At 72.1% G+C, this 18,139-nt stretch carries 13 protein-coding genes and 1 pseudogene; 12 read left to right on the top strand and 2 right to left on the bottom strand.

All coding sequences use genetic code 11. From position 1 onward, the window contains the following. Positions 1 to 17: 17 nt before the first annotated feature. Complete coding sequence (locus ABD198_RS24430; protein WP_344005718.1) at positions 18 to 1,862, bottom strand: HSP90 family protein; 1,845 nt, start codon at positions 1,860 to 1,862, stop codon at positions 18 to 20. A gap of 365 nt (positions 1,863 to 2,227) precedes the next feature. On the opposite strand from ABD198_RS24430, the gene recG reads away from it, so the two are divergent. The 8 genes from recG (at position 2,228) to mutM (ending at position 9,574) form a co-directional block, all read left to right on the top strand. Further along, positions 2,228 to 4,426: an ATP-dependent DNA helicase RecG gene (gene recG / locus ABD198_RS24425; protein ID WP_344005716.1), complete on the top strand. Its 2,199-nt coding sequence runs from the start codon at positions 2,228 to 2,230 to the stop codon at positions 4,424 to 4,426. Between the two features lie 46 nt (positions 4,427 to 4,472). Next, positions 4,473 to 5,057, top strand: coding sequence for a 16S rRNA (guanine(966)-N(2))-methyltransferase RsmD (gene rsmD / locus ABD198_RS24420; protein WP_344005714.1), 585 nt, complete (start codon positions 4,473 to 4,475; stop codon positions 5,055 to 5,057). A gap of 26 nt (positions 5,058 to 5,083) precedes the next feature. Further along, positions 5,084 to 5,563: a pantetheine-phosphate adenylyltransferase gene (gene coaD / locus ABD198_RS24415; RefSeq protein WP_344005766.1), complete on the top strand. Its 480-nt coding sequence runs from the start codon at positions 5,084 to 5,086 to the stop codon at positions 5,561 to 5,563. A 68-nt stretch (positions 5,564 to 5,631) separates the two neighbouring features. Beyond that, positions 5,632 to 6,720, top strand: a complete 1,089-nt coding sequence (locus ABD198_RS24410) for a cell division initiation protein (protein ID WP_344005712.1) — start codon at positions 5,632 to 5,634, stop codon at positions 6,718 to 6,720. Positions 6,721 to 6,902: 182 nt separating this feature from the next. After that, on the top strand, positions 6,903 to 7,547 hold the full coding sequence (locus tag ABD198_RS24405) for a YceD family protein (protein WP_344005710.1): 645 nt from the start codon (positions 6,903 to 6,905) through the stop codon (positions 7,545 to 7,547). Between the two features lie 2 nt (positions 7,548 to 7,549). Then, positions 7,550 to 7,723: a 50S ribosomal protein L32 gene (gene rpmF, locus ABD198_RS24400; RefSeq protein ID WP_003951102.1), complete on the top strand. Its 174-nt coding sequence runs from the start codon at positions 7,550 to 7,552 to the stop codon at positions 7,721 to 7,723. 19 nt (positions 7,724 to 7,742) lie between these two features. Beyond that, positions 7,743 to 8,567: a ribonuclease III gene (gene rnc / locus ABD198_RS24395; protein ID WP_344005764.1), complete on the top strand. Its 825-nt coding sequence runs from the start codon at positions 7,743 to 7,745 to the stop codon at positions 8,565 to 8,567. Positions 8,568 to 8,698: 131 nt separating this feature from the next. After that, complete coding sequence (gene mutM, locus ABD198_RS24390) at positions 8,699 to 9,574, top strand: bifunctional DNA-formamidopyrimidine glycosylase/DNA-(apurinic or apyrimidinic site) lyase (protein WP_344005707.1); 876 nt, start codon at positions 8,699 to 8,701, stop codon at positions 9,572 to 9,574. A 250-nt stretch (positions 9,575 to 9,824) separates the two neighbouring features. Here mutM and ABD198_RS24385 read toward each other — a convergent pair. Further along, positions 9,825 to 10,709, bottom strand: a pseudogene (locus tag ABD198_RS24385) (CAP domain-containing protein); the annotation flags it as partial. A gap of 874 nt (positions 10,710 to 11,583) precedes the next feature. Between ABD198_RS24385 and ABD198_RS24380 the strand changes: the two are divergent. The 4 genes from ABD198_RS24380 (at position 11,584) to ABD198_RS24365 (ending at position 17,946) form a co-directional block, all read left to right on the top strand. Further along, positions 11,584 to 11,865 carry an acylphosphatase gene (locus ABD198_RS24380; RefSeq protein ID WP_344005705.1) on the top strand — a complete coding sequence of 94 codons (282 nt, stop codon included), beginning with the start codon at positions 11,584 to 11,586 and terminating at the stop codon, positions 11,863 to 11,865. Between the two features lie 379 nt (positions 11,866 to 12,244). After that, positions 12,245 to 12,448 carry a hypothetical protein gene (locus ABD198_RS24375; RefSeq protein ID WP_344005703.1) on the top strand — a complete coding sequence of 68 codons (204 nt, stop codon included), beginning with the start codon at positions 12,245 to 12,247 and terminating at the stop codon, positions 12,446 to 12,448. Between the two features lie 271 nt (positions 12,449 to 12,719). Next, positions 12,720 to 16,304 (top strand): chromosome segregation protein SMC, encoded by a 3,585-nt coding sequence (gene smc, locus ABD198_RS24370; RefSeq protein WP_344005701.1) that lies wholly within the window; start codon positions 12,720 to 12,722, stop codon positions 16,302 to 16,304. Between the two features lie 223 nt (positions 16,305 to 16,527). Then, complete coding sequence (locus ABD198_RS24365) at positions 16,528 to 17,946, top strand: sugar porter family MFS transporter (RefSeq protein WP_344005699.1); 1,419 nt, start codon at positions 16,528 to 16,530, stop codon at positions 17,944 to 17,946. Positions 17,947 to 18,139: the final 193 nt, after the last annotated feature.

Below are 18,139 nucleotides of genomic sequence, written 5' to 3'. Positions count from 1 at the left end.
GCAGGATGCCGAGCCCATCAGCGCCCCTCCTCCGAGTGCGTGGCCCACTCCAGCAGGCCGATGAATGCCCGGTTCAGCAGCGCCGAGTCGGCGGGCCGCAGCGGTCGCTGGGCCATCAGCAGCGCCTGCCCGTACAGCGACTCCGTGGCCGTGCCGATCAGCTCCGGCTCGCCGAGCGAACTGATCCGCCGCACCAGCGGGTTGAGATGGTTGAGCACCAGCCGGGCGCGCGGCGCGCTGCCCCGCAGCGAGCCGAGGATGCCCGCCCACAGGTCGTCGGCCTGCTCCTCCGCCTCGGCCCGGGCCTGCTCGTGCCGCGCCTCCCGGTCGTCCAGGTGCAGCGCGGGAACCGACAGCGGGTGGAAGGCGCGCAGCACCACGTCGCAGCCCAGTGGATCGAGCCTGGCCCGGGCCGCCGCCAGGAAGTCCGACAGGGCCAGCTCCTCGGCCGGGTCGACCGCGTCCAGATGCGCGGTCACGGTGTCCGCGTCCAGCTCGGCGACCGCCGTGCCCGGCCGCACCGAGGGCAGCGCCTCGACCAGTTCGGAGTCGTAGGTGTAGCCGCCGTTGATCACGCCGATGCCCTGTGCCGAGGCGATCGGCGCGACCTGCCGGTACTCCTCGACCGTCCGCGTGAAGTGCACCACCGGGTGCCGCTGCGCGAACTCCTCCAGGGACAGCCGCCCGTCGGTCGTCTCGAACGGCAGCCACGGCAGCATGGTGCGCAGCATCTCCGCGTCGTGCCGGGCCAGCGACTTCACGCCCAGGTGGTGCACCGACAGGAACGCCGCGAGCCGCTCCGGATCGCCGGCGGCCAGCCCGGTCAGCCAGGCCCGGATCCGCTCGCCCAGCGCCTCGCGCACCCCGGCCAGGGTCTCGTCCTCGTACAGCGCCTCGCGGGAGGCGGTGGGGCGCAGGCTGTCCGTGTCCAGCACGCAGCGCACGAAGAACGCCCAGTCGGGCAGCAGCTGTTCGGCCCGCTCGGTGAGCAGCATGCCCTTCAGATGCACCCGGTGCCCGGCCCGCTGCGCCGGACTGACCGCCGACGGCAGCACATACGCCACCCCGCGGATCCCGGCCAGCGGCACGTTCAGGTCGATGGTGTCCAGCGGGGTGAAGCCGAACAGCTCGTGGCAGTGCCGGGCCAGCGCCACCCGGCGGGCGGCGGGGCTCGGATACGTCCGGTCCCAGGGCGCCGGAAGGCCGGTGACCGCCTCCTCGCCCACCCGCACGTCGTACGGCAGCAGCGAGCCGAAGTCCCGCGCCAGCGACAGCACCCGCTCCTCGGCCAGCCACTCGGCGGCTCCCGCCCGCGCCGTCAGATGCACGGTGGTGCCCGGTTCGGGCCGGGCGTCGCCGGGCAGCGTGCGCACGGTGTACGAGCCGTCGTCCCGGGCCGTCCACTCGACCGGACGCGCATCCGGCGTGCGGGCGCTGCGGCTGACCACCCGGATCCGCTCGGCCACCACGAAGCACGCCAGCAGACCGATGCCGAACTGCCCGAGGAAGTCCGAGCGGGCCTCCTGGAGCCCCTCGGCGCGCTTGGAGCTGCGCCCGATGGTGGCGAGCAGGCTGTGCACGTCCGACTCGGTGAGCCCCACGCCCGTGTCCTCCACGCGCAGCGCCCCGCCCTCGGCGTACAGCCGCACCCGGGCGGGGGAGTCGGGCTGCTCGGCGCGCCGGGCCGTGATGGCGTCCACGGCGTTCTGCAGCAGCTCGCGCAGATAGACCTTGGGGCTGGAGTAGAGGTGATGGGACAGCAGATCCACCAGGCCGCGCAGGTCGACCTGGAAGGTGTGGGGTGACTGGGACGGTTGGGGTGTCTGTGCTGCCTGGGAAGCCTGTGAGATCTGGGAATCCATCGTCACGGCGCCGGCGGGGGCTCGCTGCGGCGCGGGGTCGGGCGGCCCCGGTGAGGCGGTGACCGCGGAGAAGGGTGGCCGGAGCGCGCCATCCTAGAGCCCGTCCAGGGGCCCTGACCAGCGCTTTCCCCAGACCTTACGGAAACGGGGGAGGGCGGCGCGGGAAAGCGGAGGTCGCGGGCTGCACCGACCGGACGCCGCGGTCACCGGAAACCGGCGGTCGCGGCCTGCGGCGAGCCGGGCGCACCCGGGTCGGCCCCGGCCTGCGGCGAGCCCGGCTCCCCGGGCACCGGAACCGGCGGTCGCGGCGCCCCGGAAATCCGGCGGCCCCGGATGTTCCCGCATTGTCAGTGCCGTGGTGTGCAATGGATCTCGTGCCCGCACTGGAAGAACCACTGAAGAAGGTGCTCGGCCCCGCCACCGCGAAGGTGATGGCCGAGCACCTCGGCCTGCACACCGTCGGCGACCTGCTCCACCACTACCCGCGCAGATACGAGGAGCGCGGGCAGCTCACCCACCTCGCCGACCTCCCCATGGACGAGCACGTCACGGTGGTCGCCCAGGTCGCCGACGCCCGCCTGCACTCCTTCGCCTCCGCCAAGGCCCCGGGCGGCCGCGGCCAGCGCCTGGAGGTCACCATCACCGACGGCAGCGGCCGCCTCCAGCTGGTCTTCTTCGGCAAGGGCGTCCACAAGCCCCACAAGGAACTCCTGCCGGGCACCCGCGCGATGTTCGCCGGCAAGGTCTCCGTCTTCAACCGCCGCCTGCAACTGGCCCACCCCGCCTACGAGTTGCTGCGCAGCGACAGCGAGGAGACGGTGGAGAACTGGGCCGGCGCCCTCATCCCGATCTACCCCGCCACGGCCAAACTCGAGTCCTGGAAGATCGGCAAGGCGCTCCAGACGGTCCTGCCCAGCGCCCAGGAGGCCGCCGACCCGCTCCCCGCGTCCCTGCGCGAGGCGCGCGGACTGCTGCCGCTGCCCGAGGCACTGCTGAAGATCCACCGCCCGCACACCAAGGCGGACATCGAGCAGGCCCGCGCCCGCCTGAAGTGGGACGAGGCCTTCGTCCTCCAGGTCGCCCTGGCCCGCCGCCGCCACGCCGACGCCCAACTCCCCGCCGTCGCCCGCAGACCCGCCCCCGACGGCCTGCTCGCCGCCTTCGACCGGCGGCTGCCCTTCACCCTCACCGAGGGCCAGCGGAAGGTCTGCGAGGAGATCTTCGCCGACCTGGCGACCGAGCACTCGATGCACCGGCTGCTCCAGGGCGAGGTCGGCAGCGGCAAGACCCTGGTCGCCCTGCGCGCCATGCTCGCCGTGGTGGACGCCGGGGGACAGGCGGCGATGCTCGCGCCCACCGAGGTGCTCGCCCAGCAGCACCACCGCTCCATCACCGAGATGATGGGCGAGCTGGCCGAGGGCGGCATGCTCGGCGGCGCGGAGAACGCCACCAAGGTGGTGCTGCTCACCGGCTCCATGGGCGCCGCCGCCCGCCGCCAGGCCCTGCTCGACCTGGCCACCGGTGAGGCGGGCATCGTCATCGGCACCCACGCCCTGATCGAGGACAAGGTCCAGTTCCACGACCTGGGCCTGGTCGTCGTGGACGAACAGCACCGCTTCGGTGTGGAGCAGCGCGACGCGCTGCGCGGCAAGGGCAAACAGCCGCCCCACCTGCTGGTGATGACGGCCACCCCCATCCCGCGCACCGTCGCCATGACCGTCTTCGGCGACCTGGAGACCTCCGTCCTCGACCAGCTCCCGGCCGGCCGCTCACCCATCGCCAGCCATGTCGTCCCGGCCGCCGACAAGCCCCACTTCCTGGCCCGCGCCTGGGAGCGCGTCCGAGAGGAGGTGGCGGGCGGCCACCAGGCGTACGTGGTCTGCCCGCGCATCGGCGACGAAGCCGACGATCCCAAGGCGAAGAAGTCCCCCGAGGACGAGGCGGAGAAGCGTCCGCCGCTCGCCGTCCTGGACGTCGCGGAGCAGCTCGCCAAGGGCCCGCTCGGCGGGCTCCGGGTCGAGGTGCTGCACGGCCGCATGCCGCCCGAGCACAAGGACGCCGTGATGCGCCGCTTCGCCGCCGGCGAGACCGACGTCCTGGTCGCCACCACCGTCATCGAGGTCGGCGTCAACGTCCCCAACGCCACCGTCATGGTGATCATGGACGCGGACCGCTTCGGCGTCTCCCAGCTGCACCAGCTGCGCGGCCGGGTCGGCCGCGGTTCCGCCCCCGGCCTGTGTCTGCTGGTCACCGAGATGCCCGAGGCGAGCGCCGCCCGGCAGCGCCTGAACGCCGTCGCCTCCACGCTCGACGGATTCGAGCTCTCCCGCATCGACCTCGAGCAGCGCCGCGAGGGCGACGTCCTCGGCCAGGCCCAGTCCGGCACCCGCTCCAGCCTGCGCATGCTCGCCGTCATCGAGGACGAGGAGATCATCGCCGAGGCCCGGCAGGAGGCCACCCGGATCGTCGCCGCGGACCCGGAGCTGGAGCGGCTGCCCGCCCTGCGCACGGCCCTTCAGGCCCTCCTCGACGAGGAGCGGGAGCAGTACTTGGAGAAGGGCTGAACTGCCAGACTGGACGTGTGACCACCCCCCGATCCGAGGACCAGAGATGACCCGCGTGATCGCCGGCACCGCCGGCGGACGTCGAATCGCCGTGCCCCCGGGCACCGGCACCCGCCCCACCTCCGACCGAGCGCGCGAAGGTCTCTTCTCCACCTGGCAGTCCCTCCTGGGCGGCCCCCTGGACGGCGAGCGCGTCCTCGACCTGTACGCCGGCTCCGGAGCCGTGGGCCTCGAGGCGCTCTCCCGGGGCGCCGGTCACGTGCTGCTCGTCGAGGCCGACGCGCGAGCCGCCCGCGTCGTCCGCGAGAACGTGAAGAGCCTCGGCCTGCCCGGCGCCGAGGTGCGCCACGGCAAGGCCGAGCAGATCATCCGAACGCCCCCCGCCCGGCCGTACGACGTCGTCTTCCTCGACCCCCCGTACGCGGTCACGGACGACGATCTTCGCGAGATTCTGCTCACACTCCGCTCGGAGGGCTGGCTCGACAAGCAAGCGCTCGTCACCGTGGAGCGCAGCACCAGAGGCGGAGAATTCGCCTGGCCGCCAGGCTTCGACGCCATCCGGTCCCGCCGCTACGGCGAGGGAACGTTTTGGTACGGTCGCGCCGCCTCTACGTGCGAAGACGCACGATGACCGGACCGGAGAGCGAGGGGAAACAAGTGCGCCGCGCCGTATGTCCCGGGTCGTTCGACCCGATCACCAACGGACACCTCGACATCATCTCCCGCGCTTCCAGGCTGTACGACGAGGTCTACGTCGCGGTGATGATCAACAAGTCGAAGAGGGGCCTGTTCGAGATCGACGAGCGCATCGATCTCATCCGCCAGGTCACCTCCGAGTACGCCAACGTCCGCGTCGAGGCGTTCCACGGCCTGCTCGTCGACTTCTGCAAGGAGCGGGACATCCCCGCCATCGTCAAGGGCCTGCGCGCCGTCAGCGACTTCGACTACGAGCTGCAGATGGCCCAGATGAACAACGGCCTCACCGGCGTCGAGACCCTCTTCGTCCCCACCAACCCCACCTACAGCTTCCTGTCCTCCTCCCTGGTCAAGGAGGTCGCGGCCTGGGGCGGCGACGTCTCGCACCTGGTGCCGCCGGCCGTCCATGACGCACTCACCCGGCGCCTGCGCAAGGACTGACCGGCCCGCCCGGGGCTACAGTTCGTCCCGTCCGTCTCCAACACAGCTGTAGAGAGTGGCGAGCACAGGTGGACGTGCAGAAGAAGCTCGACGAGATCGTCGCCGCGGTCTCCGGGGCCCGGTCGATGCCCATGTCGGCCTCGTGCGTGGTCAACCGCGCCGAACTGCTCTCGATGCTGGAGGAGGTGCGCGCGGCCCTGCCCGACTCCCTCGCCCAGGCGCGGGAGGTCATCGGCGACCGGGAGCAGATGGTCGAGCAGGCCCGCCAGGAGGCCGAGCGGATCATCCAGTCCGCGCACGCCGAGCGCAGCAAGCTGATCTCCGAGACCGAGATCGCCCGCCGCTCGCAGGCCGAGGCCGACCGGATCCTCGCCGAGGCCCGCAAGGAGGCCGAGGAGATCCGCGCCGAGGCCGACGACTACGTCGACTCCAAGCTCGCCAACTTCGAGGTCGTCCTCACCAAGACCATCGGCTCGGTCGGCCGCGGCCGCGAGAAGCTGCTGGGCACCGGCCCCGGCCTCGACGAGCAGGGCTACGAGGACGAGGACGCTCCCGAGCGCAGCCACGACCCGGAGACCCTGCGCCGCACCGCCGACGAGTACGTGGACGCCAAGCTGGGCGCCTTCGAGGCGGTCCTGGCCAAGACCCTGGAGGCGGTGGGCCGCGGCCGTCAGAAGCTGCACGGCAGGATCGCCACCGACGACCTGGGCGCCCTCGCCGGCGACTCCACGAGCGTCCAGCACTCCAGCGACGCCGACTACCTCGCCGACCTGGCCTCCGTGGCCGGGCAGCAGAGCCCGCCCGCCCAGCCCGTCCCGCAGCAGCGCCAGGACTACGCCCAGCCGGGGCCCCAGCAGCAGCCCGATCCGGCCTACGGCTACCAGCAGCAGGCGGACCCCTACGCCGGCTACCCGCAGCAGCCCTACGGCGGCCAGGACGCCTACGGCTACCAGCAGGCCGACCCGTACGCCTACCAGGGCTACGACGCCGGGCAGCAGCAGGCGTACGACCCGAACCAGACGGCCGGCCAGCACCACGCCCAGCAGACCGGGCACGGCCCGCAGCAGGGCTACACCCTCGACGAGACCAGCCTCTTCGACACCAGCATGATCACCCCCGAGCAGCTGCGGGCCTACGAGCGCGAGCGGGGCCTTTAGCAGCCGCTCGGACGGAGCCGGAGCCGGAGCCGGGGCCGACCGCGGGCCCCGGTGAGGGCCGATTGGGCCGAGAGCGGAAGGTCCAGTATCCTGGCTCTTCGGTCGCGCGTACGCCCGTGATCACTGCTGCCCCGGAACTCCGCGCGGCAGCACCCCCCTCAGCTCGAAGACCGAAAGCAGGAATGGCCCTGAACGCCCGCCTCGACCACCGCAACCCTCTCGTGCTCGACACTCACGAGCTGGGGCGGCGGCCTGGTGCGCTGCAGCGCCTGACCCGCACGGTCGACGCTCCCAAGGACTTCGGTATCAAGGGAGTCATCGGAGTGCCGGAAGGCGCCCCGGTGGAGCTGGAGCTCCGCCTCGAGTCCGTCATGGAAGGTGTGCTCGTCACCGGCACCGCCCGTGCGAAGGCCGAGGGGGAGTGCGTAAGGTGTCTGGAGCCCGTCGAGCTGCGGCCCGACGCGGACTTCCAGGAGATGTTCTCGTACCCTGACGCCGACGACCGGGGCCGTGTGATCACGGAACCGGCCGACGACGCCGAGGACGACGAGGACAGGCTCTTTGTCGAGGACGGTCTGATCGACCTCGAGACCGTGCTGCGCGATGCGGTGGTGCTCGCACTGCCGGTGCAGCCGGTGTGCCGGGAGGACTGTGCAGGTCTGTGCTCCGAGTGCGGAGTCAACCTGAACGACGACCCGGACCACCACCACGACGCCGTCGACATCCGTTGGGCGGCATTGCAGGGACTCGCCGACACCATGAAGGCCGGCGAGAAGGACGAGATGAGCGGCGCCGAACCGGGCGTCGACGAGAAGCAGGAGAAGTAGCCGTGGCTGTTCCGAAGCGGAAGATGTCGCGCAGCAACACGCGCCACCGCCGGTCGCAGTGGAAGGCTGCGGTCCCCACCCTGGTTGCGTGCGAGCGCTGCCACGAGCCCAAGCAGCAGCACATCGCGTGCCCGTCTTGCGGCACCTACAACAAGCGCCAGGTCCTCGAGGTCTGAGCGGCTGGTGAGAGGCACTGTGTCCACGCCGAAGAAGAACTCAGCGGACAACCAGGCCTCGTCCCACACGCTTCTGGAAGGGCGGCTCGGCTACCAGGTCGAGTCCGCCCTTCTGGTACGTGCGCTGACCCATCGTTCCTACGCGTACGAGAACGGCGGTCTGCCGACCAACGAGCGGCTGGAGTTCCTCGGGGACTCCGTGCTCGGTCTCGTGGTCACGGACACGCTGTACCGCGCCCACCCGGACCTGCCCGAGGGCCAGCTGGCCAAGCTGCGGGCCGCGGTGGTCAACTCGCGTGCGCTGGCGGACGTGGGGCGCAGCCTCGACCTGGGTTCCTTCATCCGGCTGGGCCGCGGTGAAGAAGGCACGGGCGGCCGGGACAAGGCCTCCATCCTCGCCGACACGCTCGAAGCGGTGATCGGCGCGGTCTACCTCGACAAGGGGCTCGACGCGGCGGCGGAGCTGGTGCACCGCCTGTTCGACCCGCTGATCGAGAAGTCCTCCAACCTCGGCGCCGGCCTGGACTGGAAGACGTCACTCCAGGAGCTCACCGCGACCGAGGGACTCGGCGTCCCCGAGTACCTGGTCACGGAGACCGGCCCCGACCACGAGAAGACCTTCACTGCTGCCGCCCGCGTCGGAGGCGTCTCGTACGGCACCGGCACCGGCCGCAGCAAGAAGGAGGCGGAGCAGCAGGCCGCCGAGTCCGCCTGGCGGTCCATCCGGGCCGCAGCGGACGAGCGCGCCAAGGCGGCGGCGGAGGCCGAGGAGGCCGTCAAGGCCGCCGAGGCCAAGGCCGCCGGGCAGCAGCAGAACGCCGACGCGCCGTCGGCCTCCGCCTGACGGGCAGCACACCGCACGCCCGAGCCGACCGAGCTGTCACACCCGAGCGCCCGCCCCCACGACCGGGGCGGGCGCTCGGGGCGTACACCGGCCCGCACGCGGGGCCGGACACCACCGGAGGGGACGACACCATGCCCGAGCTGCCCGAGGTCGAGGTCGTACGGCGCGGACTCGAACGCTGGGTCGCCCACCGGACCGTCGCCGACGCCGAGGTGCTCCATCCGCGCGCCGTGCGCCGCCACCTCGCCGGTGCCGACGACTTCGCGCACCGCCTCAAGGGCCACCGCGTCGGCACCCCCAGCCGCCGCGGCAAGTACCTGTGGCTGCCCCTGGAGGACACCGGCCAGGCGATCCTGGCCCACCTGGGCATGAGCGGACAGCTGCTGGTCCAGCCGCACTCCGCGCCGGACGAGAAGCACCTGCGCATCCGCATCCGCTTCACCGACGCCCGGGACACCGAGCTGCGCTTCGTCGACCAGCGCACCTTCGGCGGCCTGTCGCTGCACGACACCACGCCCGAGGGCCTGCCCGGCGTCATCGCGCACATCGCCCGCGACCCGCTCGACCCGCTCTTCGACGAGGAGGCCTTCCACCAGGCCCTGCGCCGCAAGCGCACCACCATCAAACGGGCCCTGCTCGACCAGTCCCTGATCAGCGGTGTCGGCAACATCTACGCCGACGAGGCGCTGTGGCGCGCCCGCATCCACTACGACCGCCCCACGACCGGCTTCACCCGCCCGCGCACCCTGCTCCTGCTGGGCCACGTCCGGGATGTCATGAACGCCGCCCTGTCCGTCGGCGGCACCAGCTTCGACAGCCTCTACGTCAACGTCAACGGCGAGTCCGGCTACTTCGACCGCTCCCTGGACGCCTACGGACGCGAGAACCTCCCCTGCCGCCGCTGCGGCACCCCCATCCGCCGCCGCCCCTGGATGAACCGCTCCAGCTACTACTGCCCCAAATGCCAGCGCCCCCCGCGCCCGGTGCGCGGAGTGACGGCTCGCTGATCCGTGGGCGCGGGCGCTGGTCGCCGCCGAGCGCGTTCCGAGGGCCGTCGTCGAGCACCCTGCGACGGCCCTGACAGCCCACGTACGGCACCTGGGGCCTCACTCAGCGGGCCGCGCGGGCCTCAGACGGCGCCTGTGCGCCCTCCTGCGCCCGCCGAAGGCACCCGCGGCCTGCGGAGGACGGCCCGGAGACGGCCCAGGGGTCCGGTGTCAGGTCCTCGACCCCCGGAACCCCTGGGCCTCGAACGGCTCAGTAGCCGAAGTTCTGGGTCCACCAAGGCCCGCCCGGGCCGAAGTGGACGCCGACGCCGAGGGTCTTGAAGTCGCAGTTGAGGATGTTCGCCCGGTGGCCGGGGCTGTCCATCCAGGCCTGCATCACGGAGGCGGCGTCGGCCTGGCCGCGGGCTATGTTCTCGCCGCCCAGGTCGGTTATGCCGGCCCGCTCCGCGCGGTCCCACGGGGTGGCGCCGTCGGGGTCGGTGTGGTCGAAGAAGCCCCGCTTGGCCATGTCCTCGCTGAACGCGGCGGCGAGGCCCGCCAGCTCCTTGCTCGGGGTGACCGGGCGGCAGCCCGCCTTGACCCGCTCCTGGTTGACCAGTGCGAGGACCTGCGCGGCGGCCGCGTTCTCCGACGCCGAGGCGGCGCCCTTCTGCGCCCCGCGCTCGGAGTTGCCCGGCTTGTCGGGGGCCGCCGTCTCGCCGGCCGCCTCCTCCGTCTCCGGCTTCTCCTCCGGCGTCTCGGCGCGGTCCTCCTTCTCCGGCGCCTCGGGCGGCGCCGTCTCGGAGGTGGACGGGGCCGGCGTCGGGGAAGTGGAGCGCTGCCCGTCGCGGCCGGCCTGGCTGCCCGCCGCGCGGCCCGGGGTCTCCAGACTGCCGCCGGACGCACCGCCCTGCTCGCTGGGGGTGTTGGTGGGCGCGTCGCCCGCCTGGACGCTGTCGCTGGGCGCGCTGTCGCCGCCGAGCTTGTAGTTCTCCAGCCCCGGCACGGCGCCCGTGGCGACCGCCACCGTGCCGAACGCGACGGCGGCGGAGACGCCGAGCAGACCGCTGCGGACGGGCGCCGGGGACTTCTTCTTGCGGCGCCGGTGGGCGCTGCCGCGCGAGGTGCCGCCGTCGGGCGAGTAGCCCTCGTCTCTCAGGGGCGTGCTGCGGAAGGCACCGCCGGTGAAGTCCCGGTTGGTGAAGCTGCTCTTGGAGTAGCCGGTCCGGGAGCGGCCGGTGTCCGGCAGGCCCGTGGCCGAGATGCTGCTGGCCCAGCCCCCGTCGTCGAGGCTGCCGAGATCCAGCACCTCGGTGGCGGCGGACTGGCCGTACGCGTAGGTGTCTCCGGAGAAGCCGTGCCCGGGAAGATTGCCGGAGGCCGCGAGGCCGGCCCACGGGTAGGCGTCCCCCGTGTAGCCGTCCGTCGGCAGGCCGGTGCCGGTGCCGGCGCCGGTGCCGAGGCCGGCGTCCGGGTAGCCGTCGGCCGCGGGGAAGCCGTGCCCCGCGGGGCCGGCGCTGCCGAATCCGTCCGCCGCGGGGGCGTCGCCCGTGAAGGCGCCCTGCGTGAGGCCGGTGTGAGGGGCGAAGTCGGGCGGGAAGTCCTCGCCGGTCAGGACGGCCGTGGCGGCTTCGCCCCCGGGGCCCTGGGATCCGTCGTCCGTGGCGAAGAGATAGGCGTCGCTCTTCGCGTACGTCTCGGCGTACGCCTCCGGGTTCAGGTACGGCGCGATGCCCATCGTGGGCGCCGACTCGTCCGGCAGGGCGGTCAGCGGGTCGTAGCCGCCGTCCGGCATGCCGTCGTGATGAGTGACCCCCGTGGCGCGGCCCCTGGCGGCGCGGCCGGCGTCGGAGCGTCGGTGGCGTCCCATGTTCTGGCCTTCCTCGTCCTTGTGGTCGCTCGTCCTCGCGATCGACACAGAACTCACACGATCGAGTGAGTTTCATATGAGATTCATTGGGTCGGGACGGTACCGCATGGCGCGAGGGGACGGAGTGCCCGGTGTGACATTGTCCGGTTAGGTTGCAGACATGAGCGAGGATGTGCGACTGGTCGCCTGGGTGCGCGGCCACGTCCAAGGAGTGGGTTTCCGCTGGTTCACGCGCGCCAAGGCGCTGGAGATCGGCGCCCTGAGGGGTTTCGCCCGCAACCTGGGGGACGGGCGCGTCCAAGTGGTCGCCGAGGGCTCCCGTGACCGCTGTGAGCGCCTCCTCGCCTGGCTCCAGACCGGCGACACGCCCGGGCGCGTGGAGGGAGTCACAGAGATCTGGGACACACCTCGCGGCGGCTACGACGGCTTCGCCATCCGCTGATCCCAGGGGGCCGAAGGGGGGCCGGCGAGGGTCGCGGGGACCTTCACGCCGGCTCCGCGCCGCGGAAAAGTCCTGGTGACCGCCGAGGAGGGCTTGCCCCGGGCGGCTCCGGCCGCCAAGATGATCGCCACGCCCCGAGGACCCGCAGGAGTCGCGGCGCCGCCGATCACGGCCGTGCGCACCCGGTTGTCCGCCCATACGGGGCGTGATCGTGTTGACCGTCAAACTTTTTGGTGAGACGCTGAAAGCCCCGCGCACCTTAGCTGTTTGGCATGGCTGAACGGCAGCACAACTCCAGGCCTGTCAAGCAACCGCGGGTGCGAATCCCTCACGACCCACACCGCATCGGTCGGTCACTCATTGTGGAGGACCATCCATCATGGCAAAGGCGCTTCTCGGTTACGTCGGCGGCTCCGACCCTCGACTCCTCGCCGAGATGCGACGGCTCCAGCAGCGCGTCCAGGACCTGGAATCCGAGCTCGTACGTATCCAGGCCCAGAACGACGCACTGACGGCTGCCGCTTCTCACGACAGGATCGTGGAGAGCGTTGACGCGAACCAGGCGGAGCCTGCGCTCACCTGATCACCGTACCGCTTCACATCGGCACAGTGATCGGGTCGCCCGTCACAACCGCCACGCTGTTCAGAAGTGCAAGGGACGCCCCGGCGTCCCTTCTTTCTTGCCTCCCGAGCCCTCGGTAGCCCCCGCGTAGCCCCCGGGCTGCCCGCACCGGACGACCTGGTTGTCCCGCGCATCCTTTCACCCTCTTCAACGTCTGGTCTGCCCTGGACGTTCACCGGTGAAACCGCGCGTTCATGGAGTGAGACTTCGCCGCCGGGTAGAGTCCGGCGGCGTGCACCTCAAGGCCCTGACCCTCCGCGGCTTCAAGTCGTTCGCCTCGGCGACCACGCTCCGGTTCGAGCCGGGCATCACGTGTGTCGTCGGACCGAACGGCTCGGGCAAGTCCAACGTCGTGGACGCGCTCAGCTGGGTCATGGGCGAGCAGGGTGCCAAGTCGCTGCGCGGCGGCAAGATGGAGGACGTCATCTTCGCCGGCACCACCGGCCGCCCCCCGCTGGGCCGGGCCGAGGTGTCCCTCACCATCGACAACTCCGACGGCGCGCTGCCCATCGACTACTCCGAGGTCACCATCACGCGGATCATGTTCCGCAACGGCGGCAGCGAGTACCAGATCAACGGCGACACCTGCCGGCTGCTGGACATCCAGGAACTGCTCTCCGACTCCGGCATCGGCCGCGAGATGCACGTCATCGTCGGCCAGGGCCAGCTCGACTCCGTCCTGCACGCCGACCCGATGGGCCGCCGCGCCTTCATCGAGGAGGCGGCCGGCGTCCTCAAGCACCGCAAGCGCAAGGAGAAGGCGCTGCGCAAGCTGGACGCGATGCAGGCCAACCTGGCGCGCGTCCAGGACCTCACCGACGAGCTGCGCCGCCAGCTCAAGCCGCTGGGCCGCCAGGCCGCCGTCGCCCGCAAGGCCGCCGTCATCCAGGCCGACCTGCGCGACGCCCGCCTCCGCCTGCTCGCCGACGACCTGGTACGGCTGCGCGAGGCGCTCAAGGCGGAGATCGCCGACGAGGCGGCCCTGAAGGAGCGCAAGGAAGCCACCGAGCAGGAGCTGAAGAAGGCGCTGCGGCGCGAGGCCCTGCTGGAGGACGAGGTGCGCCGCCTCACCCCGCGCCTGCAGAACGCCCAGCAGACCTGGTACGAGCTGTCCCGGCTCGCCGAACGCGTGCGCGGCACGATCTCGCTGGCCGACGCCCGGGTCAAGAGCGCCACCTCCGCACCCCCCGAGGAGCGGCGCGGCCGTGACCCCGAGGAGCTGGAGCGCGAGGCCGCCCGCATCCGCGAGCAGGAGGCCGAGCTGGAGGCGGCCCTCGAGGCGGCCGAACGCGCCCTGGAGGACACGGTCGCCCACCGCGCCGAACTGGAGCGCGAGCTCGCCCAGGAGGAGCGGCGCCTGAAGGACGCCGCCCGGGCCATCGCCGACCGCCGCGAGGGCCTCGCCCGGCTCAAGGGCCAGGTCGGCGCCGCCCGTTCCCGCGCCGCGGCCGCCCAGGCCGAGATCGAACGCCTGGCCGCCGCCCGCGACGAGGCCCAGGAGCGGGCCGTCGCCGCCCAGGAGGAGTACGAGGCGCTCAAGGCCGAGGTCGACGGCCTCGACGCCGGCGACGCGGAACTCGCCGAGCAGCACGAGGCGGCCAAGCAGCGCCTCGCCGAGGCCGAGACGGCCCTGACCGCGGCCCGGGAGGCGCTCGGCGACGCCGAACGCCGGCGCGCCGCCACCCAGGCCCGCCACGAGGCGCTGGCCATGGGCCTGCGCCGCAAGGACGGCACCGGGGCGCTGCTGCAGGCGAAGGACCGCCTCACCGGGCTGCTGGGCCCCGCCGCGGAACTGCTGACCGTCACACCGGGCTACGAGGTCCCGCTGGCCGCCGCCTTCGGCGCGGCGGCGGACGCCCTGGCGGTCACCTCGCCGTCGGCGGCGGCCGACGCCATCCGCCTGCTGCGCAAGCAGGACGGCGGCCGCGCGGCCCTGCTCGTCGCGAAGGAGCCCTCGGAGACGTACCCGGCGGGAGCGGATAACGGCGCGACCGCCCCCGAGGAACTCCCCGCCACCGCCCGGCCGGCCGCGCGCCTGGTCAGCGGCCCCGCCGACCTGATGCCCGCCGTCCACCGCCTGCTGCGGGACATCGTCGTGGTCGGCACCCTCGAGGACGCCGAGGACCTGGTCTACCGCCACCCGCACCTCACCGCCGTCACCGCCGAGGGCGACCTGCTGGGCGCCCACTTCGCCCAGGGCGGCTCCGCCGGCGCCCCCAGCCTGCTGGAGGTGCAGGCCTCCGTGGACGAGGCCGCCGCCGAGCTGGAGGAGCTGGCCGTGCGGTGCGAGGAGCTCGCGCGGGAGCAGCAGGCGGCGGCCGAGCGGCGGGCCGAGGCGGCCGCCCTGGTCGAGGAGCTCGGCGAACGCCGCCGCGCCGCCGACCGGGAGAAGTCGGCCGTGGCGCAGCAGCTCGGCCGGCTCGCCGGCCAGGCCCGCGGCGCCGCGGGCGAGGCGGAACGCTCCGCCGCCGCGGCCGCCCGCGCCCAGGAGGCCCTGGACAAGGCCCTGGCCGAGGTCGAGGAGCTCGCCGAACGCCTCGCCGTCGCCGAGGAGATGCCGATCGAGGAGGAGCCCGACACCTCCCGGCGCGACCGGCTCGCGGCGGACGGGGCCAACGCCCGGCAGACCGAGATGGAGGCCCGCCTCCAGCTGCGCACCCACGAGGAGCGGGTCAAGGCGCTCGCCGGGCGCGCCGACTCCCTCGACCGGGCCGCCCGCGCGGAGCGCGAGGCGCGCGCCCGGGCCGAGCAGCGCCGGGCCCGGCTGCGCCATGAGGCCGCGGTGGCCGAGGCGGTCGCCTCCGGCGCCCGGCAGCTTCTGGCGCACGTGGAGGTCTCCCTCGCCCGTGCCGAGGAGGAGCGGGCCGCGGCCGAGGCCGCGAAGGCCCAGCGCGAGCAGGAACTCGCCCGCGCCCGGACCGAGGGCCGCGATCTCAAGGCGGAACTCGACAAGTTGACGGATTCGGTTCACCGCGGGGAGGTACTCGGCGCCGAGAAGCGGCTGCGGATCGAGCAGCTGGAGACCAAGGCGCTGGAGGAACTGGGTGTCGAACCGGCCGTGCTGGTGGCGGAGTACGGCCCGCATCAGCTGGTGCCGCCCTCGCCCCCCGCCGAGGGGGAGCAGCTGCCGGAGGACCCGGAGCACCCGCGCAACCAGCCCCGCCCCTTCGTCCGGGCCGAGCAGGAGAAGCGCCTGAAGGCGGCCGAGCGTGCCTACCAGCAGCTCGGCAAGGTGAACCCGCTCGCCCTGGAGGAGTTCGCGGCGCTGGAGGAACGCCACCAGTTCCTCAGCGAGCAGCTGGAGGACCTGAAGAAGACCCGCGCGGACCTGCTCCAGGTCGTCAAGGAGGTCGACGAACGCGTCGAGCAGGTCTTCACCGAGGCCTACCGGGACACCGCGCGGGAGTTCGAAGGGGTCTTCTCCCGGCTCTTCCCGGGCGGCGAGGGGCGCCTGGTGCTGACCGACCCCGACAACATGCTCACCACGGGCGTGGACGTCGAGGCGCGCCCGCCGGGCAAGAAGGTCAAGCGGCTCAGCCTGCTCTCCGGCGGCGAGCGGTCGCTGACCGCCGTCGCCCTGCTGGTGTCGATCTTCAAGGCGCGCCCCAGCCCGTTCTACGTCATGGACGAGGTCGAGGCGGCGCTCGACGACACCAACCTCCAGCGGCTGATCCGGATCATGCAGGAGCTGCAGGAGACCTCGCAGCTGATCGTGATCACGCACCAGAAGCGCACCATGGAGGTCGCCAACGCGCTCTACGGCGTCTCCATGCAGGGCGACGGCGTCTCCAAGGTCATCAGCCAGCGTCTGCGCTAGGGCCTGATCCAAACGACAGGCCCTACCTAGTACGGCCCACGGCGCACGGCGATTGCGCTGTAGCGGCACCGGATCTTCAAATCTTGAACGTATGACTGACAGTGTGCTGTCAGCGGCCTGTCTTGTTGCTCACAATTTCGCCGGCGTTCTCGGTATTGACTTCAAAACTTGAAGGCATAGTCTCTGCAACGTTGCTTTTACATTCAGGCAGTCAGGTGGACCCGTGACCAGCACAGCGCAGACCCGGGCGACAGGCGCCGCCCAGGCTCAGCCCGATCACCTCGGGCACGTCATCTTCATCGCGGCGGCGGCTGCCATGGGCGGCTTCCTCTTCGGCTACGACAGCTCCGTGATCAACGGTGCCGTCGAGGCCATCCGGGACCGGTACGACATCGGCTCCGGCACCCTCGCCCAGGTCATCGCCATCGCCCTGATCGGCTGCGCCGTCGGCGCGGCGACCGCCGGGCGGATAGCCGACCGCATCGGCCGCATCCGGTGCATGCAGATCGCCGCCGTGCTGTTCACGGTCAGCGCCGTCGGCTCCGCCCTGCCCTTCACGCTCTACGACCTCGCCTTCTGGCGCGTGGTCGGCGGCTTCGCCATCGGCATGGCCTCCGTCATCGGCCCCGCCTACATCGCCGAGGTCGCCCCGCCCGCCTACCGCGGCCGCCTCGGCTCCTTCCAGCAGGCCGCGATCGTCGTCGGCATCGCCGTCTCCCAGCTGGTCAACTGGGGCATCCTGAACGCCGCCGACGGCGACCAGCGCGGTGAGCTGCTCGGCCTGGAGGCCTGGCAGCTGATGCTCGGCGTCATGGTGATCCCCGCCGTCCTGTACGGCCTGCTCTCCTTCGCCATCCCCGAGTCGCCCCGCTACCTGATCTCCGTCGGCAAGCGCGAGCGCGCCCGGGAGATCCTCGCCGAGGTCGAGGGCACCGAGATCGACCTCGACGCCCGCGTCACCGAGATCGAGACCGGCATGCGCCGCGAGGAGAAGTCCAGCTTCAAGGACCTGCTCGGCGGCAGCTTCTTCTTCAAGCCGATCGTCTGGGTCGGTATCGGCCTGTCGGTCTTCCAGCAGTTCGTCGGCATCAACGTCGCGTTCTACTACTCCTCGACGCTGTGGCAGTCGGTCGGCGTCGACCCGACGGACTCGTTCTTCTACTCGTTCACCACGTCGATCATCAACATCGTCGGCACCGTGATCGCGATGATCTTCGTGGACCGGATCGGCCGCAGGCCGCTGGCGATCATCGGCTCCGTCGGCATGGTGATCGGCCTCGCCCTCGAGGCCTGGGCGTTCTCCTTCGACCTGGTCGGCGGCAAGCTCCCGGAGACCCAGGGCTGGATCGCCCTGATCGCCGCCCATGTTTTCGTGCTCTTCTTCGCCCTGTCGTGGGGTGTGGTCGTCTGGGTCATGCTGGGCGAGATGTTCCCCAACCGGATCCGCGCCGCCGCGCTCGGCGTCGCCGCAGCCGCGCAGTGGATCGCCAACTGGGCCATCACCGCGAGCTTCCCGTCGCTGGCCGACTGGAACCTGTCGGTCACCTACGTCATCTACACGGCGTTCGCCGCGCTCTCCGTCCCGTTCGTCCTGAAGTTCGTCAAGGAGACCAAGGGCAAGGCCCTGGAGGAGATGGGCTGACGGCCCGCCGCACGACCCGAGGAGGAGGGCTCCAGTCCCCGCTGCCCCACTCCTCGTACCCCCCACCACCGCCCCGGCCGGGACCGCCCGCCGGGGCGGTGCCCTGTCCGTAGGCCACTAGGGTCCGTCTTCAAAGATCGCTAGATGGTGGATCATGGTGGTGTGGTACGTCGTCATGAACTCACCGACCAAG

The organism is Streptomyces thermocarboxydovorans, assembly GCF_039524635.1.
In the GTDB taxonomy this organism is placed as follows: Bacteria; Actinomycetota; Actinomycetes; order Streptomycetales; family Streptomycetaceae; genus Streptomyces; species Streptomyces thermocarboxydovorans.
This window is presented reverse-complemented; position numbering and strand designations above follow the sequence as displayed.

Bases quoted from the DNA above. Each gene is read 5' to 3' on its own strand.
- ABD198_RS24380 (WP_344005705.1), top strand. From the start codon at position 11,584: ATGAGCGAGGATGTGCGACTGGTCGCCTGGGTGCGCGGCCACGTCCAA.
- rsmD (WP_344005714.1), top strand. From the start codon at position 4,473: ATGACCCGCGTGATCGCCGGCACCGCCGGCGGACGTCGAATCGCCGTG.
- recG (WP_344005716.1), top strand. From the start codon at position 2,228: ATGGATCTCGTGCCCGCACTGGAAGAACCACTGAAGAAGGTGCTCGGC.
- ABD198_RS24375 (WP_344005703.1), top strand. From the start codon at position 12,245: ATGGCAAAGGCGCTTCTCGGTTACGTCGGCGGCTCCGACCCTCGACTC.
- mutM (WP_344005707.1), top strand. From the start codon at position 8,699: ATGCCCGAGCTGCCCGAGGTCGAGGTCGTACGGCGCGGACTCGAACGC.
- ABD198_RS24405 (WP_344005710.1), top strand. From the start codon at position 6,903: ATGGCCCTGAACGCCCGCCTCGACCACCGCAACCCTCTCGTGCTCGAC.
- ABD198_RS24430 (WP_344005718.1), bottom strand. From the start codon at position 1,862: ATGGATTCCCAGATCTCACAGGCTTCCCAGGCAGCACAGACACCCCAA.